This is a genomic window from Streptomyces sp. WAC 01529 (genome assembly GCF_003945545.1).
In the GTDB taxonomy this organism is placed as follows: domain Bacteria; phylum Actinomycetota; class Actinomycetes; order Streptomycetales; family Streptomycetaceae; genus Streptomyces; species Streptomyces anatolicus.
On record NZ_CP029617.1, the window covers coordinates 1,570,936 to 1,586,574 of the forward strand.

A 15,639-nucleotide genomic window follows, 5' to 3' on the forward strand; every position below is an offset into this window, starting at 1 on the left:
GCCGCGGAGCGGCGGCTCAGTCCCGGGGACCACCCGTGGTCAGCGACCGCCGAAAAGCGACCGCCGCAGCCTGCGCAGCGGCGCGAAGAGCGAGACATGCCTCACTCGGGCACCCCTGCTGCTGCGGGCGCGCGTGGTGTCACGTGAGGTGAGCTCACGCATCAGCAGCGTCGCCTCGTGCGACTCGCGCTGCGGGACGGCGGGGCCGCCCAGCACCGAGAGATGACGATCGAGACGTGAGCTGCTCGCGCTGCTCCCACAAGTGATCGCAGGGACACGCGCCCTGCTGCGCACCGTTATCTGTTCCATGTCACTCCCCACCCGTACGAGGGCACCCGGCCCAGGGCAGGTTAACCCTATCGCCCCGTCGTGACACACGTGTATCCCGGGCGCAGGATTCACCTCCCCCGCAAGGGGGTTGACGACTGCTCTCCGAATACGACTGATTACAGGGCGAGTTGGACATACAGCTCAAGACCCCTCCGGTCCAGGCGGCTCCCACGTGGGCTATCTCACCTGTCGTCATACCCACGGGGAGTTGCTACTTTTGTGGAGAATCGCACCGCTGCGAATGGGGGACACCCGTGAGCCGGCCAGAGCGTGTGATCGCCGGGCGGTACCGCCTCCTGGCGCCGCTGGGCGAGGGCGGGATGGGCACCGTGTGGCGGGCCCGGGACGACGTGCTCGGGCGCGAGGTCGCCGTCAAGGAGGTGCGCGCGCCCGCCGGGCTCCCCGCGGGCGAGGTGGACCGGCTCTACGCCCGCCTGGAGCGGGAGGCCTGGGCCGCCGCCCGCATCCCGCACCGCAATGTCGTCACCGTCTATGACGTGGCGACGGAGGAGGACCGCCCCTGGATCGTCATGGAGCTGGTGCGGGGGCTCTCGCTGGCCGACGTGCTCGACGCGGAGGGGGCCTTGCCCCCGCAGCGCGTCGCCCGGATCGGCGCCGAGGTGCTCGCCGCCCTGCGCGCCGCCCATGACGCCGGGGTCCTGCACCGCGACGTCAAGCCCGGCAACGTACTGATCGCCAACGACGGCCGGGTGGTCCTCACCGACTTCGGTATCGCGATGGTCGAGGGCAGCTCCGCGCTGACGATGACCGGGGAGGTCGTGGGCTCGCCCGAATTCCTCGCGCCGGAGCGCGCGTTGGGCCGGCGGCCGGGCCCCGCCTCCGATCTGTGGTCGCTCGGCGTCCTGCTCTACGCGGCCGTCGAGGGCACTTCGCCCTTCCGCCAGAACACCCCGCTGAGCACGCTGCGCGCGGTCGTCGACGAGGAGCTGCCGCCCGCCCGCCACGCGGGCCCGCTCACCTCGGTCATCGAGGGACTGGTGCGCAAGGACCCGGACGAGCGGATGCCCGCCGCGGACGCCGAGCGCGATCTGCGGCTCATCGTCTCGGGCGGCAGGCCGCTCGCCGGGGCCCCGCTCCCCCACCTGCCGACCGTCACGGCCGAACGCACACCTGCCGGGCCCACTCCGCCCACGCCGCTCCCCGTGCCCTCCCCCCAGCCCGCCCCGGCCCCCGCGGACACCACGACGACCGAGCCGGTACGCCGCCGCCGCACGGCGATCGCCCTGATCGCGGGGCTCATCGTGCTGGCGCTGGCCGTGGCCGGACTCACGTATGCCCTGGTCAACCGCGACAACGGCGGTGGCGCCAGTAGCGGTTCGGAGAGCGGCGGCCAGGCGGAGGGCGACGGGTCCTCGGGCGGCAAGGACCAGGGCGGCAACACCTCGGGGGGCTCGGACGCGGGCGGCTCGGACGGGGGCGGCTCGGACGGGGGCGACGGCGGCGGGGACTCCTCGGACGGCTCCCCGGGCGAGGGCGGCGGCGACGGCGGCTCCACCCAAGGGGGTGACGGAGGCGACGAGGGGGGCGGGGGCGGTGGCGGTACGACCGCTCCGCCCGCCCAGACCGTGAAGGTGCACCTCTCCGGAGCCCACACGCAGTACGAGGGCCCCTGTCCGCCGACGGCGGGGCAAGCGCCGTCGTTCACCGCCACGTTCACGGTGGGACGCCTCCCGGCCGCCGTCGAGTACCGCTGGGTCACCGAATCCGGCGAACCGGGCGACCCGGGATGGAAGACGCTGACGTTCGCCTCCGGAGGCAACAGGACGCGGCAGGTGAGTCATGTCGAGACGGCGTACGAACCGGGGGGCGGGACGCACACCAACTCGATGAGCGTGCAGGTGCGCGAGCCGGTGGAGGCGGCCTCCAACGCGGTGGCGTACGCGGTCACGTGCGAGGAGGAGACCCCGACCGGCGGGACCTCCTCCACGCCGCACGCGAACTTCCAGCAGGCGGTGGTCAGGCCGCCGAGGTGAAGACGGGGAGGTAGCCACCGGACTGTCCGGCGGCCGTGGGGTGGTAGGACTCGCCGATGTTGAGCCAGTTCACGCTGTGCAGCCACGAGCTGCCGGAGCAGATCTCGTGCCCGGTGAAGGTGCCGGTGACGTCACCGAAGGTGAAGCCGTGGTCGGCGGCGCGCTTGGCGGTCGCCGTGTTGAGGTAGTCGGCGGCGTCGTTGATGGCGGCCCGCTCACGCTCGGAGAGACCGGCCGTGCAGGAGCCGCCCAGCTTGTAGAAGCGGGGGTAGCCGAGGACCACCACGCGGGCGGCGGGGGCCTTCGCCTTGATCGCGGAGTAGACCTTGTCGAGGTTGCCGGGGAGGGTCGAGTCGACGTACGCGCGCGCCTGGGCGATGCGGGAGAGGCAGCTGCTCTCGGACTGGAGTACGCAGGTCGTCATGACGTCCGCGAAGCCCGCGTCGTTGCCGCCGACGGAGACGGAGACGAGGCCGGTGCCGGAGCCGAGCGGGCCCAGCTGGTTCGCCACGACATCACCCGTACGAGCGCCCGAGCAAGCGGTGAAGTGGAAGCTGGAGGGTGAGTGGGCGGCCGCCCAGAGAGCGGGGTAGGCGCGAGTGCTGCGCTTGCAGGAGCCGCTTCCGCTGTCGTAACTGCCCGCGCCGACACCCGACGAATAGGAGTCACCGAGCGCCACATAGCCGGTGGGGGCCGCCGACTGGTCCGCTTGTGCCGCCGTGGCCCCGGTGAGGGCGAAGGCGATGGAGAGGAGGAGCGAGGACAGGTATGCCGTGGTTCGGGACAATCTCATGGAACCTCCCTTAGCAGGGTTTCCGCCACGTCCGTGGTAGCACGCACCCCCGCCCGCCGATAGTGTCCATGTCAACAAATTCCTCAACCAATTGCCCGCCGCACACGGTGAGTTCACCTGCGCCACGGAAGTCTGGCGGGGAACATCTGCACGGTTCCATTGCGTCTTGACGGCTCGCCGGGGACTGCGCGACATTGAAGCCCGGCATCCGGCGCGTCGGGGGGCAAAGTCGCCAATGCAGACCACCAGGTTCAAGCCGTCGTCATCAGGCACGGGGCAGGACATCGAGCAACACACTGAGATAGACACCGCGATAGACACCGGGCAAGACGCCGGGGACATCACCGGGAGCGAGGGCGGGCAGGACCGCCGCAGGGATCTGCTGCCGCTGCTCGCGGGCGTGGCCGTCGCCGTGGGGGCCGTCGGCGCGACGCTCGCGCTCGCCGACCTCGCATCGCCGCTGCGCGGGCCCTTCACCCTCTTCTTCCTCCTCGCCGCGCCCGGCGCGGCGATCGCCGCCGCGCTGGGGACGCTCGCGCCGTGGGGGCGCGTCGTGGCCTCCGTGGCCGGTGCCGTCGCGGTCAACCTCCTCGTGGCGCAGGGGATGCTGGCGCTGCACATGTGGTCGGTGCGCGGCGGGGTTGTCACCGTCACCGCGCTGAGCGCGCTCCCTCTTCTGCTGGTAGTGGCGGTGCGCCTGCACCGCCGTACGGCGAGAAGGCGGACCACCTGACGTGAACATCACCGTGCACCGCCCCGGCGAGCTGACCGCCGCCGACCGGGCGGCGTGGACCGCGATGCAGTCCAAGGCCCATCTCCACGGCTCACCCGAGCTGGCCAATCCGTTCCTCGCCCCGGAGTTCGCGCTCGCCACCGGGCACGAGCGGCACGGGGTGCGGATCGCCGTCGTACGCGAAGGCGGCGAACCGGCGGCGTTCTTCCCCTTCCACAGATCCGTCACCGGGGTGGGCCGGGCCATCGGGCTCGGCGTCTCGGACTGCCAGGGTCTGGTGCACCGCCCGGGGTTCCGCTGGGACGCCCGGGAGCTGCTGCGGGCCTGCGGGCTCGCGGTGTGGGAGTTCGACCATCTGGTCGGCGGGCAAGGGCCTTTCGAGGCAGGGGCCCGCGGCTCCTTCCCCTCCCCCGTCATGGACATCGACGAGGGGTACGAGTCCTATCTCGGCCAACTCCGTGAGCGCTCACCCAAGTTCACCCGCACGACCCTTGCCAAGGACCGCAAGCTCGGCCGCGACCACGGAGCGGTGCGCTATGTCCATGACGAGCGCGACCCCCGGGCCCTGGCCACCCTGATGGCCTGGAAGTCCGCGCAGTACCGCAGGACAGGCCGCAGCGACCGGTTCGCGCACCCCTGGATCAGGGAGCTGGTGCGCCGGCTCTTCCACACCAGGACCGAGTCGTTCGCCGGGATCCTGTCGGTGCTGTACGCGGCCGACGTGCCGGTCGCCGCGCACTTCGGGCTGCGCAGCGAGCGGGTGCTCGCCTGCTGGTTCCCCGCGTACGACCCGGCGTTCTCGAAGTACTCGCCCGGCCTGGCGCTGCATCTGCGCATGGCCGAGGCGGCCGCCGCCGACGGCATCGGATACCTGGATCTCGGCCGTGGCCAGAAGGAATACAAGGACTCCCTGAAGACACGCGAACTCACCGTGTCCGAGGGGTGGGTGGCACTGCGCCATCCGGTGGCTCTCGGACACAGGGCGCACCGCGCTCCGGTCCGGGCGCTGCGGAACACCGTGCTGTCCAGGCCGGAATTGTTCGCACCGGCCGACAAACTGCTCAAGCGGATGGGCAAAATCCGATCGTTGAGCAGGGAATAGAGCAGTCCGAATGTGACCGCATAGATTGCTCGAATCATGCAGAACGTGAGGCCATATTCCCGGTCTTGCCATACAGTCTCCATCATCAATACCGTCGTACATCCACCCGCAACGGCCCATCACGCAATGCGATCAGGGGAGGGCTCAAGATCGCGATGCGCCTGTTGCGGGGCGCGGTAGGGGGGTGCCGTGCCCGGTGATCGCTCTTCAGCCGGGTTACGTGCCGCGCAATGCCAGCTCACTCGGCATGCACGGAGATCCATTTCGGCATGCTCAAGTGAGTACCCCCCTTTCGAACCGGATCAATTACCGGACTGCCCGGGGGCGGGCGGTCCACCGGACGAGAGGGACCACCGACTCATGACTTCATTTGTTCGCCCGGCGGATGCCGGCCAGGACCCGTTAGACGAAATCTCCAGGAACTACCGCCCGATCTCCACACACTTGGCGATCACACCGCCGGTGAGTGTGGTGATTCCCGCCATGAATGAGGCGGAGAATCTTCCCTACGTCTTCAAGACACTTCCCGACTGGATCCACGAGGTCGTTCTCGTGGACGGGAACTCCACCGATGACACGGTGACCGTGGCCCGCGAGCTGTGGCCGGACGTGAAGGTGGTCCGCCAGCTCGGCAAGGGCAAGGGCGACGCCCTGATCACCGGCTTCGCCGCGTGCACGGGCGACATCATCGTGATGGTCGACGCCGACGGCTCGGCCGACGGCAACGAAATCGTCTCCTACGTCTCCGCCCTCGTCTCGGGCGCCGACTTCGCCAAGGGCTCCCGCTTCGCCAACGGCGGCGGCACGGACGACATGACGCCGATCCGCAAGCTCGGCAACCACGTCCTGTGCTCCGTCGTCAACGCCAAGTTCGGCGCCCGCTACACCGACCTCTGCTACGGCTACAACGCCTTCTGGCGGCACTGCCTCGACAAGATCGAACTCGACTGCACCGGCTTCGAGGTCGAGACCCTGATGAACATCCGGGTGGTCAAGGCCGGGCTGAAGGTGCAGGAGATCCCGAGCCACGAGTATCTGCGGATCCACGGCACCAGCAACCTCAGGGCCGTCCGGGACGGCCTCCGCGTACTGAAGGTGATCCTCGCCGAGCGCTCGAGCCGCGGCAGGCGCGGCGGGCGGCGCAAGGTGGCGCGAGGCCTACCCTTCCGCACGGGCCAGGGAGAGGTGTCTTGACCACAGACATTTCCGTTGTCATCTGCGTGTACACCGAGGACCGCTGGGAGGACATCCTCGCGGCGGTCGCCTCGGTGCGCGCGCAGTCGCTGCCGGCGCTGGAAACGCTGCTGGTGGTCGATCACAACGTCTCGCTCCTGGACCGGCTGGCCAGGGAGTACAAGGAGACCGAGGGGGTGCGGGTGCTCGCCAACGCGGGCCCCCGCGGCCTGTCGGCGGGACGGAACACCGGCATCGCGGCCTCGCGCGGTTCGGTCATCGCCTTCCTCGACGACGACGCCGTCGCCGAGCGGGACTGGCTACGCCACTTCGCCGAGGCGTACGAGGATCCCCGGGTGTTCGCCGTCGGCGGGCGCACCATGCCGCTGTGGGAGTCCGGACGGCGTCCCGGCTGGTTCCCCGAGGAGTTCGACTGGGTCGTCGGCTGTACGTACAAGGGGCATCCCGAGGGGCGCGCGCGGGTGCGCAACGTCCTCGGCGGCAACGCCTCCTTCCGGCGCTCCGCCTTCGACGTGGCGGGCGGCTTCGCGACCGGCATCGGCCGGGACGGCGACAAGCGGCCGCTCGGCTGCGAGGAGACGGAGTTCTGCATCCGGCTCTCCCGTGCCGAGCCGGACGCGGTCCTGCTGATCGACGACCGCTCGGTGATCCACCACCGGGTGCCGGCGGCCAGGGAGCGGTTCCGCTACTTCCGTTCGAGGACGTACGCGGAGGGCCTGTCGAAGGCGCTGGTCTCGCGGAGTGTCGGCGCCGGCAAGGGGCTTGAGTCCGAGCGGCGCTACACCACGCGCGTCCTGCCCGCCGGGGTGGGCCGCGGTCTGCGGGACGCCGTGCTCGGGCGGCCGGGCGGCGCGGGCCGCGCGGGCGCCATCGTGGCGGGGGTGGCCGCCGCGGCCGGAGGGTACTTACTCGGCAGTGTCCGCGCACGCAGGGGAGGTGCCACGTTCTCCGTCGTGGAGATCGCCGACAGGGCGGCGGACGTGGACCGCACGGGCGGTGAGGGGGCTGTCACATGAGCGACACGAGCGGCAGACCCGTGCCGATCCTGATGTACCACTCGATCGCGCGTCTGCCGAGTGCGGCGACGCACGACCTGTCGGTGTCGCCCGACGCCTTCGCTCACCAGATGGAGGTGCTCGGCGAGCGCGGCTTCACCCCGCTCACCACCGCCCAGCTCGCCGCCGCGTGGCGCGCGCGGGGCGCGGCACTGCCCGAGCGGCCCGTCCTGATCACCTTCGACGACGGCTATGAGGGCGTACACCGGCACGCGCTGCCCGTGCTCGCCGAGCACGGCTTCGCCTCCACCCTGTTCGTCACGACGGGCTGGCTCCGCGGGGAGCACTACACCGGCGGCAGCCTCGACGTCATGCTCGACTGGGACCAGGTGCGCGAGCTTGCCGCCACGGGGATGGAGGTCGGCGCGCACAGCCACACCCACCCCGAGCTGGACCAACTGCGCGACGCCGAGCTGCGGTCTGAGCTGCGCCGCTGCCATGACATCGTGGCCGACGAGCTGGGCACCCGGCCCGCCTCCTTCGCGTACCCGTACGGCTACTCCAGCCGCCGGGTGCGCGGACGGGTGCGGGAGGCGGGCTTCGTCCAGTCGGTCGTCGTCGGCAACACCCTGGCCCGCCGCACCCAGGGCCCGTACGCGCTGCGGCGGGTCACCGTGCGACGATCCACCGGAGCCGAGGAGTTCGAGCGGCTCGTGGAGGGCCGCGCCCTCTCCCGCATGTTCGCCAGGGACCATGCCCTGACCAAGGGGTACGCCATGGTCCGCCGAGCCCGACAGGTCCGCCGGAAGGCCATCAGTTCCCGTGTCTGACACGACCACCGCCCAGGCCGACTTCTCCGCCACACACACGGGGGGTCGGCCACCGTCCGGCAAGTCCGGCAGGCCGCGCAGAATGCGGCTGCCCGGCGGGGGCGGCGGCAGCCCGTTGTTCCGCAACGCCTATGCGCTGATGCTCAACACGGGCATCTCCGGCGTGCTCGGTGTCGGCTTCTGGCTGGCCGCCGCGCGGTACTACTCGGAGTCGGCGGTCGGCCAGGGCTCGGCGGCGATCGCGGCGATGAAGCTCCTCGCGGGGCTTGCCGCCCTGACGCTCACCGGCGCCCTGGCGCGGTTCATCCCCATCGCGGGCCGCGCCACGGGCAAGCTCATCTTCCGTACGTACGCGGGCAGTTCGGTGGCCGTGGCGCTCGCCGCGGTGGTCTTCCTGCTCACGCTCAACTTATGGGGGCCCTCGTACCGCTTCCTGCACGGTCCCGTGCACGGCGTCGGATTCGTCCTCGCCGTCGTGGCCTGGTCGGTCCTGACCTTGCAGGACGGCGTCCTGACCGGGTTGCGCAACGCGCTCTGGGTGCCCGTGGGCAACACCGCCTTCTCGGTCGCCAAGCTCGTGCTGCTCATCGCGATGGCCGCGGCGATCCCCACCGCGGGCGTCTTCGTCTCCTGGGTCGCCTCCATCCTCATATCGGTGATCCCGCTCGGCTGGCTGGTCTTCCGGCGCCTGGTGCCCCGCCATGTGAAGGCGACCGCCGGCCGGACGAAACCGCCGACGCTGCGCGAGATCGGCCGCTTCCTCGCGGGTGACTACACCGGCTCGCTCTTCTCGCTCGCCGTGGTCTACCTCGTCCCGGTGATCGTCGCCTCGCAGGTCAGCTCGGTCGACAACGCGTACTTCTACATCACCACCACCATCGGCGGGACCGTCAACCTCCTCGCCATCAACATGGGCGCCTCGCTGACCGTCGAGGGCGCGCACGACCCGGCGCTGCTCGCCGCCAACACCCGTGCCGCGCTGCGGCGGATGGCGCTGATCATGCTGCCGGTGTGCACCGTGCTCTTCCTGGCCGCGCCGCTCGTCCTGCGCATGTTCGGCCAGGGGTACGCGGACGCCGCGACGCCGCTGCTGCGCTGGTTCGTGGTGGGGGCGCTGCTTCGGGTCGTCATGGAGACGTACTTCGCGGTGCGGCGGGCGCAGAGCAAGACGTCCGGGATCGCCTGGCTCCAGGGCCTGCTGTGCGTGCTGGTCCTCTCCCTCACGCTGATCCTGCTGCCGCGGATGGGGCTGGCCGGCGCGGGTATCGCGGAGATCTCCAGCCTGGCGGTGATCGTGGCGATCGCGGCGCCCAAGCTGTACCGCGTGATGCGGGCGGCTCCCGCCGACGGGCCCGGCCGCGGCGCGGCCCCCGACGGGGACCTCGCCGACCTCGGGACGCCGGACGTGCCCGCGGGGCGGGCCGAGGGCGCCGGGCGCAAGGAGCATCACGGGCCCGCGTGGGCGCTGCGGGAGTCACTGGACTCGGACACCCTCCAGCTGGCCGTGCAGCTCGACTTCGAACACCAGGAGCGCAGGCCGGACGTGCGGCCCGGCCCCAAGAGCGAGGCGGACGACATGGAGCACCGGCCCACCTGGGCGCTGAGAACCCCGGCCGCCGGGCCGTCGGCCTCCGAGGCGTCCGTGACCGGGAAACCATCGGCCTCCGAGGCGTCCGTGGCCGAGAAGCCGTCCGCCTCCGAGGCGTCCCTCGCCGAGACGCCCCATGCCGAGGAGAGCGTGGCGAAGCGGGAGGGGCCGGGGCAGGCGCCGCCCTCGGAACCGCCGCCCGCGGAGCCGCCGTCCGCCGAGCCGCCGCCCGCCGAGGAGGCATCGGCCTACCCGCACCCCTCCCGCCTGCGCGTCCTCGTCATGGCGCTGCTGCTCGCCGCCGCGCTCGCCCTGTACTGGGTGCCCGTCCTCGGCCTCGGCGAGCGGGACCTGGACGACATGGGCGGGCTCGGCCTGATCTCCGTACTGCCCGCGCCGACGCTGCTCGGCGCCGCGCTGCTGGTCGTCGTGTTCGCCGTACTGCTCTGGATGGACCGGCCGATCAAGGGCCTGCTCCTGGTGACACTCCTCGCCACGGTCGTGTCGCTGCACGCGCTGCCCGCGGTCATCGAGACCGAGCCGCGGTTCGCCACGGCCTGGCAGCACCTGGGCTTCATGGAGTACATCGACCGGACCGGCACCGCGGTGCCCGATCTGGACGCGCGCTGGAGCTGGCCCGGCTTCTTCGCCGCGGCCACGTTCGTCGCGAAGGCGTGCGGCGTCTCTGACATGACCGAGGTCATCCGCTGGTGGCCGACGGCCATGCAACTGCTCTATCTGGCGCCGATGTTCCTGCTCGTGCGCTCGATGCGGGCGGCCTGGCGCGCCAAGTGGGCGGGGCTGTGGATCTTCGTGCTGAGCGGCTGGGTCGGCCAGGACTACTTCTCCCCGCAGGGCTTCACGTATCTGCTCTACATCGCCTTCGTCGCCGTACTCCTGGTGTGGTTCCGCGCCCCACGCGTGCTGTGGGCCAAGCGGCGGCCCGGCGAGAGCGAGGTCGAGCCGACGGGCCGCGGGGAGCGCGCGGTGCTGCTCCTCGTCCTGGTGGGCCTCTTCTCGGCGACCGTGCCCGCGCACCAGCTGACGCCGTTCGTGATGCTCGGCGTGCTCGCGGTGCTCGTCCTGATCGGGCGCTCGGAGCTGCGCGGCCTGCCGATGCTCTTCGGGGTGATGGTCGTCGTATGGCTCGGCTTCCTCGCCGAGCCGTACTGGTCGGGGCATTTCAACGAACTGTTCGGCGGGGTCGGCGGCGTCGGCGGCAATGTGTCGTCCTCGGTCTCCGGGCGCATCGAGGGCGGCAGCTCGACACACCAGCTCGTGCTGTACGTGCGCGTGGCGATGGCCGGCGGTGTGATGGCGTTCGCCTGCTGGGGCTGGTGGCGGCGGCGCTTCTACAGGTGCAGCGAGCGCTCGCTGCTCGTCCTGACCTTCGTGCCGTTCCTCGGCTTCGGCATGCAGTCGTACGGCGGTGAGATGGCCCTGCGCGTCTTCATGTTCGCGCTGCCCGGCGCGGCCCTGCTCGCCGGGCTCGCGCTGTTCCCGCGCGCGGGCGTCACCGCGAAGGAGCGGGACCGCGACCGGGTGAGCCTCGCGCCGCTTGCCGCGCTGATGGCCGGGCTCGTCCTGATGGGCGGCTTCCTGGTGGCGCGCTGGGGCAACGAGTCCTTCGAGCGCATCCGGCCCGGCGAGGTCACGGCCATGGAGTACGTGTACGCGCACGCCGATCCGACCGTGCGGCTGCTGTGGATGAGCAACGACACGGTCAACAACGTGACGCCCGCGATGCCGTGGGGCACCCGCGACATGGAGAAGGTCGAGTACGTCCCCACGCTCGCGCCCGCCGACCCGGTCCTGGTCTCCGGCCTGGTGAAGGCGCTCAAGGACGCGGGGCCCAACTCGTATCTGATGATCAACCGCGGTCAGTCGACCTATCTGGAGCTGGACGCGGGCTACGCGAAGACGTGGGAGCCGCGGCTCATCCGCCATCTCGACGACCGGCGGGAGCTGAAGAAGGTCCTCACCAACGACGACGCGACCCTCTACAGCCTGCGTGAGCGGCCGGACGGCGCGGCGCCGAAGGCGGATCCGGGGGCGGTCGGGCCGAAGGTGACGTGGACGCCGTGGACGGTGGTGGGCGCGCTCTCCGCCGTCGCGCTCGTGCTGCTGCTCACCACGCGCGAGGTGGTGCGGGTCGCGGCGGCGCCGAGCGTGCGCCAGCAGCGGTGGCTGCAGAGCAGTTTCTGGTTCTCGCTGCCGTTGCTCGCGGTGCTTTTCGCGTCCCTGATACAGCGGTTCGTGACCATGGCGTGAGCGGCGGATGGTGTGAGGGGCGGATGGTGCGCGTGCGGCGGGTGGTGCGCGTGGCTCAGCGCTTGAGCCACTTCACCTCGTACCCCTTCAGGGTCAGCCGCCGCCCGTCGACCTTGGTGCTGATCTGCCGGTCGAGGGTGTTGACCACGAGGACCGCCTCGTCGTCGGCGAGGACGCGGACGTTCGCGCGGTCGTCGGCGGCGACCGTCACCGTCTCGTACCGGGTGCCGGGGCCGAACTCCGTGCCGAACCGCTCGATGAGTTCCAGCATCGGCAACTTGACCCCGCCGTCGGCCTGTTGGGTGGCCGTCCACAGGCAGCCCGCGCACTTTTCACCCCGCTTCTGCGGGTTCCAGTAGAAGCCGCTGGTGGCGCCGCCGCGGGCGATCGCCATCAGGCCCGACGCGTGGACGGCCACGCGGTGCGCCTCGGACCAGTCGTCGCGGTTGTCCTGGCTGTCGCCGGGCTCCACGTAGTACTCGGCCCACCACAGGGGCAGGTCGCCGGTCCGCTCGCGCACCCACTCGCCGACGGCCGTGAACTTGTCGGTGGCCTTGAACTCGTCGGGCAGCAGCTCGTCGTCCGCGGTGTAGCTGGCGCCGTCGACGACGATGAAGTCCGCGCCCTTCTTGTTCTCGTTCCAGTACGTGAAGGCGTCCAGGGGCCGCTGGTCTAGCCGGCCCCAGGGGCCCTCCACCTGCGAGGCGTTCTCGGTCTGGCGGGGGTCGATGCTGTCCATGACCAGGTAGGGACCGCCGACCATGATGTCCTTGTTGACCTTCTTCAGCTCTTCGTAGACGAGGTTGTACAGCTCGGTGTATCCCTCGTAGTCCCAGCGGGCCTTCTCGTCGTTCCAGAAGCCCTTGAACTCGTTCCAGACGATGAAGTGGCGTACGTCGGGGTAGCGCTTGGCGATCGTCGCGGCGAGCCGCGCGAAGTCGTCGTAGTGCGCGGGCTCCGGGGCGGTCTCCAGGGCCTCCTGGCTCCAGTCGGTGTTGTCCGCGCCGGGCTCGCCGCCCTTCATCCAGTCCGGGGCGCAGCACAGCGTGACCACGGGCGTGCCCTTGCTCGCCCGGACGAAGTCGATCCTGCGGTCCATGTCGGAGAAGTCGTAGCGGCCGTCGACCGGTTCCGGATTGCCCGCGCCCCAGCCCATGATGTGCTGGATCTGCGGGATGGGCCGCCCCTGGGAGGCCAGTTCGGCGCGGACGCGCTCGACCGCGTCCTGCTCGCCCTCGTCCGCGCTGTACTGGGTGTGGGTGAAGCCCCAGCCGGCCTCCGGTTCCGGTTCGCCGGACGGGACCGCGGGGGTGCCGTGCACCTTGTCGCCGTCCGGGGTGGTGCCGGCGGTGCTGCCGCCGTCCCCGGGCAGTGTGTTGAGCAACGTGATCACCAGGGCCAGTACGGCCAGACCGACTCCGAGCAGTGCGGTGAGGCGCCACCGCCGTGCCCCCGAAAACCACCCATGACGTCCCATCAGCGACAAGCGTATCGGTGGTGGTAGGTGGTAGGACAGGTTCCGCACCACTGCTCTTCGCGGCGTCCAGGGCGCCCGGGAGTGCGGACGGCGTACGGGGATCATCCTGCGGAAACCGGGTGCGCGGGAGCGCGTGCGTGGCGGATCATGTCGGCATGTCTGCCAACCCTCACGACGCCCTGCCGATCCGGCTCAACGTCGACGACAGCGACTCCCCGTCGGATGTCGTGGACGCGCTGTTCCTCGGCCGCTTCGCGACGGGCGAGCAGCCCTTCTCGCACAGCGCGAACATCGAACGCGTCAAGAAGGGCTCCACGCTGCTGCCGCCCGGGGCGAGGGTGCTGCGGGCGGCGCGGGACGACGACCGCAGCGCGACGCTCGCCGAGGGCGAGGGGTGGACACTGCTGGTCTCCCGCTGGAACCGCGGCGCGGACGTCACGGTCACGGCGACCGGCGCCGACCTCGCGGAGAAGGTCCTGAAGCAGGCCACGGACGGCGCGCAGGACGAGCCGGAGCCCCAGCCGGAGAACGTGACCATGGGGTTCTGGTACGTCTCGCCGCGGCGCGGCCCGCACCGCACCACACGGCAGATCTCGGCCGGTACGTGGGAAGAGGTGAGGCCCAACTACACGGCGCCGGTCGCCGACGCCATGGACAAGCTGATGAAAACGACCCCCGAGGACATCTCGGGGCGCCTGCTGCTCCTGCACGGCCCGCCGGGCACGGGCAAGACGTCGGCGCTGCGGACGCTCGCGCGGTCGTGGCGGGACTGGTGCCAGGTGGACTGCGTCCTCGACCCGGAGCGGTTGTTCAGTGACGTCGGCTATCTCATGGACATCGCGATCGGCGAGGACGACGGGACGGCGAAGGGGCGCTGGCGGCTGCTGCTCCTGGAGGACTGCGACGAGCTGATCCGCGGCGAGGCGAAGCACACGGCGGGGCAGGCGCTCTCGCGGCTGCTCAACCTCACGGACGGCCTCCTCGGCCAGGGGCGCAACGTCCTGGTCGGCGTCACCACCAACGAGGACCTGGAGCGGCTGCATCCCGCGGTCGTCCGGCCCGGCCGGTGTCTGGCCCGCATCGAGGTCGGCGCGCTGACCCGGCCCGAGGCGGTGGAGTGGCTCGGCACGGAGGAGGGCGTCTCCCGCGAGGGCGCCACCCTCGCCGAACTCTTCGCGCTGCGCCGGGGTACGTCGCCTACCTCGGTCCCCGACCAGCGGGAGGGTGCGGACGCGGGGCTCTACCTGTAACCCCCGCCGCAGGCCCGCAGGCCCGCTTCGAGCTGGCGGTGGAGGGCGCCGAGCCGGGTGCGGCCCGGTCTGCCGGCCGGCATCCGTGCGACCACCACGCGGACCTCCGGCGGCACTCGCTCCAGCGCCCAGCGGACCTCGTCGTCACCGACGCCGGGGTCGTCGCCCTCGGCGCACTCGCGGGCCCGCGCCAGGTACATCGCGGGCCCGAGGACGTGTTTCAGCTGGTGCGGGGTGGCCAGCGGGTGGAGGTAGGGGGCGCCCGCCGCGCCACCGGCGGCGCGTGCGGCGGCCGCGGCGGCCGGATCGCCGACCTCGCGCGCGGCCGCGTACGCGCCCCAGGCGGCGGTGCGCAGCCGCACGGTCCGCCGGTCGCCGAGTGCGAAGGCCCTCGCGGCCTCGACCGCCTCGCGCGGACGGGTGTCGGAAGGGGCCTTCGCCTCGAAGAGCGGCAGCGCCCTGGCGGCGCATGTGACGGCCCAGAGAGTGACGGAACGGCGGTCTTCCTCGCTCAGCGCGAATTCCTGAACGCCCTTGCTTTCCCGGGTTTTCTCGCTGCTCATGGATCTCGATCGTATCTTTGAAATACCGGTTGAGACTTTGAGCGATGCTCCCCCTGTGCTCCTGCACTCTCGGGCCGGGAAGCCTCAACCCGGGTCTCTACCCGGACGCCCCGTACGCCGCGCGCAGCGCGTCCCGCGCCGCGGCCAGCGCGTCCTCCTCGGAGAGGCCGAGCCGCCTGGCCCGCTCGGCGTACGACTGCGCGGCGGTGGAGGCCTCCTTCGCCGCGGCGTCCCCGGCGGCGGCGACGAAGGTGCCGTTGCGGCCCCGGGTCTCGATGACGCCGTCGGCCTCAAGTGCCCGGTACGCCTTGGCCACCGTGTTCGCCGCGAGGCCCAGGGTCTGGGCGAGCCCCCGTACCGTGGGCAGTTTGTAGCCGACGGGCAGCGCGCCCGACCGCGCCTGCCCGGCGATCTGGGCCCGCACCTGCTCGTACGGCGCGTCGCCCGCGCCCTCATCGATGTCGATCTTCAAAGTCACGGGGCGATTCTCCCGTACGGGCCGGAAAATGGGAGGCACCC

13 protein-coding genes are annotated in these 15,639 nt (G+C 71.3%); 8 read left to right on the forward strand and 5 right to left on the reverse strand.

What is annotated here, in order from left to right; translation table 11 throughout:
- Positions 1–39 precede the first annotated feature (39 nt).
- Complete coding sequence (locus DMA15_RS37345; protein WP_078593835.1) at positions 40–309, reverse strand: hypothetical protein; 270 nt, start codon at positions 307–309, stop codon at positions 40–42.
- A gap of 275 nt (positions 310–584) precedes the next feature.
- Here DMA15_RS37345 and DMA15_RS07095 point away from each other — a divergent pair, with 275 nt between their 5' ends.
- The gene (locus tag DMA15_RS07095) at positions 585–2,324 is read left to right on the forward strand and encodes a serine/threonine-protein kinase (protein ID WP_125511803.1); all 1,740 of its coding nucleotides are present in this window, start codon (positions 585–587) and stop codon (positions 2,322–2,324) included.
- Here the strand turns inward: DMA15_RS07095 and DMA15_RS07100 are convergent.
- A complete protein-coding gene (locus DMA15_RS07100; RefSeq protein WP_125511804.1) occupies positions 2,308–3,117 on the reverse strand; it encodes an SGNH/GDSL hydrolase family protein in 810 nt (269 codons plus the stop codon). The two genes, DMA15_RS07095 and DMA15_RS07100, sit on opposite strands and share 17 nt — an antisense overlap.
- A gap of 235 nt (positions 3,118–3,352) precedes the next feature.
- Here DMA15_RS07100 and DMA15_RS37350 point away from each other — a divergent pair, with 235 nt between their 5' ends.
- From DMA15_RS37350 to DMA15_RS07130, 6 genes are all read left to right on the forward strand, one after another.
- On the forward strand, positions 3,353–3,850 hold the full coding sequence (locus tag DMA15_RS37350; protein ID WP_240659699.1) for a hypothetical protein: 498 nt from the start codon (positions 3,353–3,355) through the stop codon (positions 3,848–3,850).
- 1 nt (position 3,851) lies between these two features.
- Complete coding sequence (locus DMA15_RS07110; RefSeq protein WP_125511805.1) at positions 3,852–4,952, forward strand: GNAT family N-acetyltransferase; 1,101 nt, start codon at positions 3,852–3,854, stop codon at positions 4,950–4,952.
- A 360-nt stretch (positions 4,953–5,312) separates the two neighbouring features.
- On the forward strand, positions 5,313–6,146 hold the full coding sequence (locus DMA15_RS07115; protein WP_125511806.1) for a glycosyltransferase family 2 protein: 834 nt from the start codon (positions 5,313–5,315) through the stop codon (positions 6,144–6,146).
- Entirely contained in the window at positions 6,143–7,162 is a 1,020-nt protein-coding gene (locus DMA15_RS07120; RefSeq protein ID WP_125511807.1) for a glycosyltransferase family 2 protein, read from the forward strand. The genes DMA15_RS07115 and DMA15_RS07120 overlap by 4 nt, the downstream gene beginning before the upstream one ends.
- On the forward strand, positions 7,159–7,971 hold the full coding sequence (locus DMA15_RS07125) for a polysaccharide deacetylase family protein (protein WP_206302671.1): 813 nt from the start codon (positions 7,159–7,161) through the stop codon (positions 7,969–7,971). Before DMA15_RS07120 ends, DMA15_RS07125 begins: the two co-directional genes overlap by 4 nt.
- Before the next feature lie 82 nt (positions 7,972–8,053).
- The gene (locus tag DMA15_RS07130) at positions 8,054–11,830 is read left to right on the forward strand and encodes a lipopolysaccharide biosynthesis protein (protein ID WP_240660168.1); all 3,777 of its coding nucleotides are present in this window, start codon (positions 8,054–8,056) and stop codon (positions 11,828–11,830) included.
- Positions 11,831–11,885: 55 nt separating this feature from the next.
- On the opposite strand, the gene DMA15_RS07135 is transcribed toward DMA15_RS07130, so the two are convergent.
- The gene (locus DMA15_RS07135; RefSeq protein ID WP_125511809.1) at positions 11,886–13,307 is read right to left on the reverse strand and encodes a xylan 1,4-beta-xylosidase; all 1,422 of its coding nucleotides are present in this window, start codon (positions 13,305–13,307) and stop codon (positions 11,886–11,888) included.
- Positions 13,308–13,462: 155 nt separating this feature from the next.
- Here DMA15_RS07135 and DMA15_RS07140 point away from each other — a divergent pair, with 155 nt between their 5' ends.
- On the forward strand, positions 13,463–14,557 hold the full coding sequence (locus DMA15_RS07140; protein ID WP_125511810.1) for a DUF5925 domain-containing protein: 1,095 nt from the start codon (positions 13,463–13,465) through the stop codon (positions 14,555–14,557).
- Here the strand turns inward: DMA15_RS07140 and DMA15_RS07145 are convergent.
- Both DMA15_RS07145 and DMA15_RS07150 read right to left on the reverse strand, forming a co-directional pair.
- Entirely contained in the window at positions 14,548–15,120 is a 573-nt protein-coding gene (locus tag DMA15_RS07145; protein ID WP_125511811.1) for a putative immunity protein, read from the reverse strand. The two genes, DMA15_RS07140 and DMA15_RS07145, sit on opposite strands and share 10 nt — an antisense overlap.
- Before the next feature lie 97 nt (positions 15,121–15,217).
- Positions 15,218–15,598, reverse strand: a complete 381-nt coding sequence (locus DMA15_RS07150) for a GntR family transcriptional regulator (RefSeq protein ID WP_164551701.1) — start codon at positions 15,596–15,598, stop codon at positions 15,218–15,220.
- Positions 15,599–15,639 lie beyond the last annotated feature (41 nt).